Genomic DNA, 6,664 nt, shown 5'->3' with positions numbered 1-6,664 from the left:
TCCGGTCGAGCCGGGAGGGCGTTCGCCCTGGGTCAAGGACCTTTCGACCCGGAAGATCTGAATCGGAATCCGGAACGGCGGGCTGCGTCGCCCCCCGGCCAAATGATCAGATTTCTACGCTTCTGAGTGAGCGTCTACATACGCCTCGATGGCGCGCTCCGCGATGCGCCATTGGTGGACCTCGTCGGCACCGTCGGCAAAGCGAGCCCAGCGGGCATTGGTCGCCATGTCGGCCAGGGGTGTGTCCTTGCTGTACCCCAGGGCACCGTGAACCTGAATGGCACGGTCGACGATGCGGCCAAGCGAGTTGGCGACGAAGTGCTTGGCCATGGAGACCTCACTCTTGAAGTCGTGACCGTTGTCGATCTTGTAGGCCGCGTGGAGGACCATCAGTTTCGACTGGTATAGCTCCATGGTCGAGTCGGCAATCATCCACTGAATACCCTGCTTCTCGGCCAACAGGGATCCGTGGGCGAATCGGTTCAGCGATCGCTCGATCATCATGTTCAGCGCGATTTCGGCCTGGCCGATCCAGCGCATGCAGTGCGCCAGTCGTGCGGGGCCCAGGCGGGCCTGCCCCAGCCGATGCCCCTGGCCCTGACCGCCGAGCATGTTCTCCTTGGGCACCTTCAAGTTCGTGATCTTGATCTCGCAGTGGTTGTGGCCACCACTCATAGTCTCCACATCGCGCAGGATGTCCCAGCCCTCGGACGGGATATCCACCAGAAAGGCGCTGTTGCACGCCTGCGGGACCTCGGGATCCTCTTCCGTACGCGCGATCAGAATGGCGAACTGAGCTCCGGTAGCGCCCGAAATGAACCACTTGTGACCGTTGATCAGCCAGTGGTCGTCCTTCTCGACGGCCTTGGTCTGAATCAAGGTTGGATCGGATCCGGCGACATCGGGTTCGGTCATCGCAAAGCAGGAGCGGGCGACGCCCTTGCATAGAGGTTTCAAGTATTTCTCGGTCTGCTCGGGCGTGGCAAAATGCAAGAGCGTGTGCATGTTGCCCTCATCCGGAGCCTGGGCGTTGAGTGCGAAGGGGCCGAAGCGCGTCTTCCCCGCTTCGGCCGAAACGCTGGCCATGGCCACATGCCCAAGCCCCATGCCTCCGAACTCCTCCGGCATGTGAGGCAGCCATAGGCCCCACTCCTGGGCGGCCTGACGCATGTGGATGACTTCCTTGACAAGGACTTCTCGCGAGTCCTGGTACGCGGCGATCTTCTTCTCGGAGGGGCGAACGACGTCATCCAGGAATTTCCGGACATGGTCGACGGCAATCTGAACGTCCTCGGGAAAGCTGAAATCGATGGCCATGAGGTCTCCTGACGGTGTCGCACGCCGGGCCGAAGGTTCGTGCTCGGGATCCGGTAGCGGGGGAGGTGCGTTTTAATGCACGTGCATGATAACCTTTCATGCGAATCGCGTCATCCTCGGGCTGAGCGATCCAGCTCGAGTCGACGCGTGACATCTCGCCCCGCCAGCGAGCGATCAAGAGGCGAAGATTGGAGAGCGGAGTGCCGCGCGACTCCGAAGAGACCCGTGCACAACTGATTCGCGCCGGAGAACGCCTCTTCGCCGAGCGCGGCATCGAGGCCGTCTCCTTGCGGGAGATCACGCGGGAGGCAGGGCAGCGCAATGCCACAGCACTCCAGTACCACTTTGGAGACCGGCGCGGCCTGGTCCTCGCGATTCTCGCGAAACACGCGCCGCGTGAGGAAGCCCAGCGCCACGAGATGCTCGACGAACTCGAAGCGCGTTCCGGGGTGAGCGCCAGGGAGTGGGTACAGGCGCTCGTCGTGCCCGCCGCGGCGAAGCTCCTGGATCGGGATGGAGGGCGCGACTATCTCCGCTTGATCGCCGAGCTGATGAATCGTCCGGACCCGAAGTTCGATCGCAAGTCGCTGGAGGATGGTCGCAGCAGCGTCAACCGATGGCGAAAGCAGGTCGCCCCTCTGATGCCGGGACCATCGGTCGATCGTCTGCACCGCCGCTTCACCGCATTGCGAATCATGTACTTCGAACTGGCACGTCGCGCAGAGTCATCGCGTCGCCGCGACGATCGACTCTTCGCGAGTCACCTGACAGATTTGATCACCGCGATCTTGCTCAGCCCGTCGTCGGAGGAGACAAGCGAGCTGCTGCGGGAAAGAAGGCGCTAGGCCGCGCCGAGATCCGGGATCGCTGAGCCGTGAGCGGCCACGACCTGATCGATCACCCGACGAAGGATCGTTCCCTCCGGGGCTTCCACGGCCTCGGCCACGGGCGGAGTTGGAGCCAGCGCGGCGGCCAGTGTGGCTTCGACGCCTTCCCGGAGCCCGCTGAGCGCGTAGCCCCCTTCGAGGATGAAGGCGAGGCGACCGCCGCAGAGGTCATCGGCGGCCGCACGCACGGCGCCGGCCATCGCCAGATAGCCCTCGGCCGAAACATTCATCTCCGCCAGCGGGTCATCGCGATGGGCGTCGAAGCCGGCCGAGATCAGGATCAGCTCTGGCTGGAAGGCTCGTGCCGCGGGCAGCACCAGACGTTGCACGGCGCCCACGTACTCGGTGTCTCCGCTACCCGCCGGAAGCGGGATGTTGAACGTGGCGCCTTCGCCCCGGCCGATGCCGACTTCGCCAAAGCTCCCGGTCCCCGGGTAGAAGGGGAACTGGTGGGTCGAGACGTAGAAGACGTTCGGGTCGGTTTCGAAGCTGTGTTGGGTGCCGTTGCCGTGGTGCACGTCCCAATCGAAGATCAGGATCCGCTCGATGCCTTTGTCCCGGGCCGCGCTTGCGGCGATGGCGACGTTGTTGAACAGGCAGAAACCCATCGCCCGGTCGCCTTCGGCGTGATGGCCGGGGGGGCGCACTGCGGCCAGGCCGCTGGTGAAGTCACCGCGAACGACGCCGTTGACCAGATCGACGCAGCCGCCCGCGGCCAGGCGAGCGGTTTCGAAGCTCGCGGCCGAGACATAGGTGTCGGCATCGAGCCGCGCCGGGGCCTGGCTCGCGGCGGTCTCCACCTCTCGGAGGAGGTTCTCTTCGTGGATCGCGAGGATCTCCGCGGGCTCTGCAGGTCGTGCGGGGATCGGCAAGAGCTGCTCGCGGAACGAGTTGATGGCTTCGGAGACTGCGGTGAGACGCTCGGGTCGCTCCGGGTGGCCTTCCGGCCCGCAATGGTCCTGGTAGCGGGGATCCTCGACGATCCCGACTCGGCGCGAGGGAGGGGACGATGCTTGCGACGTCGCGTCGTTCGCTTGGCTACCGGCCCTGGGCATGTCGTCGGGTGCGAACAACGCAGGTTCGCGAGCAACGTCCCCGGCTAGGTTTCATCCGAATCCCGCTTCTCGAGGGCTTCGACGAGCTTGTCGAGGCGGGCGTTCATCGCATCGAAATCGGCACGGGTGGGTAGATCGAGGATGCGGACGACCCGCTCGAGCGTGCGTTGCACGATCGCCTCGAGATCCGGCGGCGAGAAGGCGATCCAATCCCGACGTTCGCCGTTGGCGTCGGTTTCGCCCTCGCCCTGCTGGCCGAGCATCCGCCGCATGCCTCGCTGGAGTTCCTCGACGTTCTCGCGGGCGTCGTCGGCGCTGCGGCGAAGCGCATCGTAGAGAGCATCGCCGCCCTTTTGGAGCAGCTCCTGGAGGAGGTTGCCCGGCATCGCGCGCCCGCCGCGTTCCGTATCCACCAGGATCTGGGAGAGCGTCACCGAGGTGATGTCTTCGCGGGTCTCGTTGTCGATCACCTTCACTTCCTGGTTGTTCTCCAGGAGTTCGGCGATGCCCTTCAACGTGATGTAGCGGCTCGTCTCGGTATTGTAGAGCTTGCGATTGGCGTACCGCTTGATCAGGACGGCCATGGGCTGCTCAGCATCTCGGCGGGGTTCGGTCACATTGCCCCGGGGGTGTGAGGGGGCCGGACGTTAGCAGACCCCTCCGGACTTTCATCCACGGCCGGATCAGCCTTCGACGGCGATTTTCTGGACCCGGGGGACCGGCTCCTTCGGGGCTTCTTCGTGGAATTCGGTGGGCTCTTCCTCGGACGGGCGCACGCCAAGCTCCCAGAGCAGCTCCCGAACGCCGAGAAATGCTCGCAATACGCTGCGGGCGTCGGGCTCGGTGTGGCTTCGCTCTTCCCAGCGGCGGATCTCCGCATCGAGGGCATCGGCCACGGTCCGGAGCAGAGAGGCCCCGTCTCGAACGGCTTCGGGCTCGACGAAACGGCGTAACGCCTCCAGGCCCTGGCCCAGGCCGGCGGCCGGGGTTTCCTGGGCAATCCGGCCGGTGGCGGCCAGCGTTGCGGCGTCGAGCAGGGCTGCCAGAGCGGCGGCGCTTTCAGCAGCGGCGCTCTGGGCATGGAAGCGGGCCTGCGCGAGGGCTTCCTCGACGCTGGCCGGCGGCTCATGGGGCGGAATGCGGGTGGCATCGTCGTTCATCGGGGCCTTCGTCAGGTAGGCATCGGATCGAAGAGCGCCGATTCGATGCGGCATAGCGTGTCGAGATCATGAACATCGCGGGGCAGCTCCGGCACACGACGCACGAAGGCGTCACCGGTCTCTGCCCAATGAACGAGGGGCTCGGTTCGCACCGCATCCCGTCGGACGAATTCAGCGTAGCCTGCGACGCAGCGTCGCGCCGTCTCCGTGGCCGCTCGCTCGAGTCGAGGGTCGAGCCCTTGTCCGACCAGCGCCGGCCCCACTTCGTTCCAGGCATCGCTCCATTCCAGGCCGCGGGCGAGCGGCTCCGGGCTGAGGCGTAGACGATTGAGGATTACGCCGCTCGTCTGCGCACCGAGTTCGTCGAGACGCTCGGCCAGCGCGATGGCCTGCTCTACCTGTCCGCGCCCCGGGCCGGCCGCCAGAAGGAAGGCCGTGGTGCCGCCGAACAACAGCTCCCGAACGTGGTCCGCGCGGGCGCGGAAGCCCTCGGAGAGTTCTTCGAAGAGCAGCAGGAATTCGGCCAGATCTTCGATGAAACCCATCCCGGAGATTCGCTCGATCACCCGGAACAGGGGTTCGGTCCCTCGCTGCAACAAGCGCAGACCGAAGCGCCCGGCGCTCATGGCAGGGTGGACGAGGTGACGCGCAACGCGGCTATCCACCAGGCCGACGAGGCGTTCCGGCGCTTCCAGGAACTCCAGGGCATGCTGGGAAGGCGGCGTGTCGAGGACGATGACGTCGAAAGCACCGGACGCCACGAGCTCGTCGACCTTCTCCATGGCGGAGTACTCACTGCTGCCAGCCAGGGCGTCCGACACATGCTGGTAGATGGGGTTCTCGAAGATCCGATCGCGGGTCGCGGTATCTCGGGCGAAGCGCCGCACGAGATCGTCGAAGGTGCGTTTCGTATCGAGCATCATCGCCGAGAGCGAACCCTCGGTGACGCCCAGCTCGCCTAACGTTTGCCGGGGGACGGGCTCGGGCTCGGGTCCGAGCCCCGCGAGCCCCATCGCGTCCGCCAGGCGTTTGGCCGGGTCGATGGTCAGTACGAGGGCGTTGGCGCCGCGGCGCGCGGCACCCAGCGCCAGGGCGGCAGACAAGGTGGTCTTGCCCACGCCGCCGGAACCCACGCAGGTGACGATCGGATGCTCCTCGAGCAGGCTGGCGGGGGTCGCGATCACGGCAGGGGCTCGGCGGGTTCGACGAGTGCGGCGGCGAGCGTCTCGAGCACGCTCTGGCCACCACCGTCCACATCCAGGTTGGGGAGCCGGACGAAGGGCAGGTCCGTGCCTTTGCGCAGTTCGTCGATCGCTTCGTGATGAAGCGAGGCTCGCTCGATCCGATGCCCGACGCAGTGGGCGAGGGTGGCCGGAGAGGGCAGACCGTTGGGCGATGAGGGGAGGGAGGCCAGGCGTTCCGGCAGGTCCAGGAGTTCCGGCGGAACCGGCTCGGCCTCGGTGGCGTTGATCACGACACGATCGATGGCGATCCCTACCTCGTCTCGGGCGCGCGACACCAACTCCAGGGTTTCGCGGACGGGAAGCTCTTCGGGAAGGGTGACGGGTAGCAGGAGCGTGTGTTCGGGATCCCGGACCATGTCCTCGACCCAGCCCGCGTGTCGCTGGAGCGGCCCTGCCCGGACGGCCGAGACCACGACACTCGGAACATCCAGGAACGTGAGGCCGTGGCCCGTGGCTGGAGCATCTACGATGAGAAGGTCGATGTGTTCTTCGGAACCGGCGGGCGGCTGGAGCAGGTGCCACACCTTGCCGAGGGTGATGAGCTCTCGCCAACCGGGTGCTGCGTCGAGCAGAGCATGGAAGGCCGGCTGATCGAGGAGGCGCGTGACCAGCCCCGGTATGCGGAGCTGAAGACGGAGGTACTCGGCCAAGGCCGCATAGGGCTCCATCTTCATCACACTGGGGCCGCAACGAAGCTGCCTTCCGGCGTGGCCCACCGGAGGCTCAGCCTCACCGAGCAAGCGCGGAATCTCCTCATCCCGCCCGGTCTCCACCAGGCAGACCCGGAGGCCTCGTGCGGCCGCGCCTAGAGCCAAAGCCGCGGATACCGTGGTCTTTCCCGTCCCACCCTTACCCGTGACGACGATCAGGCGGCGGCTGATCAGGGGTCTCAGCGGGCTGGCGGACGAAAGCGATTGAGCCAAAGGGTCCTCGGTCGAATGGAGCAGCGGAAGCCGGCTCGGGGTCTAATCCCCTCAGGGGCCTGTCGGGACGGCTCAAGC

At 66.0% G+C, this 6,664-nt stretch carries 7 protein-coding genes; 1 reads left to right on the top strand and 6 read right to left on the bottom strand.

The annotated features are described in order from the left end of the window. Positions 1-114: 114 nt before the first annotated feature. On the bottom strand, positions 115-1,317 hold the full coding sequence (locus tag GY937_03555) for an acyl-CoA dehydrogenase (protein MCP5055785.1): 1,203 nt from the start codon (positions 1,315-1,317) through the stop codon (positions 115-117). 200 nt (positions 1,318-1,517) lie between these two features. Between GY937_03555 and GY937_03550 the strand changes: the two genes are divergently transcribed. Then, positions 1,518-2,162, top strand: coding sequence for a helix-turn-helix transcriptional regulator (locus GY937_03550; GenBank protein ID MCP5055784.1), 645 nt, complete (start codon positions 1,518-1,520; stop codon positions 2,160-2,162). On the opposite strand, the gene GY937_03545 is transcribed toward GY937_03550, so the two are convergent. The 5 genes from GY937_03545 to GY937_03525 form a co-directional block, all read right to left on the bottom strand. Then, positions 2,159-3,259, bottom strand: a complete 1,101-nt coding sequence (locus tag GY937_03545; GenBank protein MCP5055783.1) for a histone deacetylase — start codon at positions 3,257-3,259, stop codon at positions 2,159-2,161. The two genes, GY937_03550 and GY937_03545, sit on opposite strands and share 4 nt — an antisense overlap. Before the next feature lie 44 nt (positions 3,260-3,303). Beyond that, positions 3,304-3,843 carry a hypothetical protein gene (locus GY937_03540; GenBank protein ID MCP5055782.1) on the bottom strand — a complete coding sequence of 180 codons (540 nt, stop codon included), beginning with the start codon at positions 3,841-3,843 and terminating at the stop codon, positions 3,304-3,306. Between the two features lie 99 nt (positions 3,844-3,942). Then, positions 3,943-4,419 (bottom strand): hypothetical protein, encoded by a 477-nt coding sequence (locus tag GY937_03535; GenBank protein MCP5055781.1) that lies wholly within the window; start codon positions 4,417-4,419, stop codon positions 3,943-3,945. Between the two features lie 11 nt (positions 4,420-4,430). After that, positions 4,431-5,603: an ArsA family ATPase gene (locus tag GY937_03530; protein ID MCP5055780.1), complete on the bottom strand. Its 1,173-nt coding sequence runs from the start codon at positions 5,601-5,603 to the stop codon at positions 4,431-4,433. Then, positions 5,600-6,586 (bottom strand): ArsA family ATPase, encoded by a 987-nt coding sequence (locus tag GY937_03525; GenBank protein ID MCP5055779.1) that lies wholly within the window; start codon positions 6,584-6,586, stop codon positions 5,600-5,602. The genes GY937_03530 and GY937_03525 overlap by 4 nt, the downstream gene beginning before the upstream one ends. Positions 6,587-6,664 lie beyond the last annotated feature (78 nt).

The organism is bacterium (assembly GCA_024228115.1).
Classification (GTDB): domain Bacteria; phylum Myxococcota_A; class UBA9160; order UBA9160; family UBA6930.
Note: the sequence above shows the minus strand (reverse complement) of the source record. Positions and strands in the feature narration are given on the sequence as shown.

Coding starts and splice junctions, on each gene's coding strand:
- GY937_03555 (MCP5055785.1), bottom strand. CDS start 1,317: ATGGCCATCGATTTCAGCTTTCCCGAGGACGTTCAGATTGCCGTCGAC.
- GY937_03545 (MCP5055783.1), bottom strand. CDS start 3,259: ATGCCCAGGGCCGGTAGCCAAGCGAACGACGCGACGTCGCAAGCATCG.
- GY937_03540 (MCP5055782.1), bottom strand. CDS start 3,843: ATGGCCGTCCTGATCAAGCGGTACGCCAATCGCAAGCTCTACAATACC.
- GY937_03535 (MCP5055781.1), bottom strand. CDS start 4,419: ATGAACGACGATGCCACCCGCATTCCGCCCCATGAGCCGCCGGCCAGC.